1 pseudogene is annotated in these 287 nt (G+C 38.7%); it reads left to right on the plus strand.

Annotation, left to right across the window (positions count from 1 at the left end):
* Positions 1 to 201 (plus strand): annotated as a pseudogene (locus tag BCT81_RS04970) (hypothetical protein); the annotation flags it as partial.
* Positions 202 to 287 lie beyond the last annotated feature (86 nt).

Consider the following 287-nt stretch of genomic DNA (forward strand, 5'->3'; position numbering starts at 1 on the left):
ATCTATAATACTGCGTATGACAAATTTGGCAGTGTTGGTCTAACGTTTGTAGACCCTGAAGGCGTTAAACGTCTTGTCGCTGTAGAAGATAAAGAAGTATTGATTTCGACTCAAGGCGAGATAAATTTGTTCTTAGCTGACACAGATCAAGATAACAGCGGCGAGGTTTTATTGAACATTAAGAGAGCTTCCCTCGATTGATACACACAAAAAGATACACTCTGATAGTCTCAAGCTGATTCCTATATTTGAGCGTTCAAGTATAAGCCGACCCTGTAAATAATTCT

The organism is Vibrio sp. 10N.261.52.A1, from assembly GCF_002876325.1.
Lineage (GTDB): Bacteria > Pseudomonadota > Gammaproteobacteria > Enterobacterales > Vibrionaceae > Vibrio > Vibrio chagasii.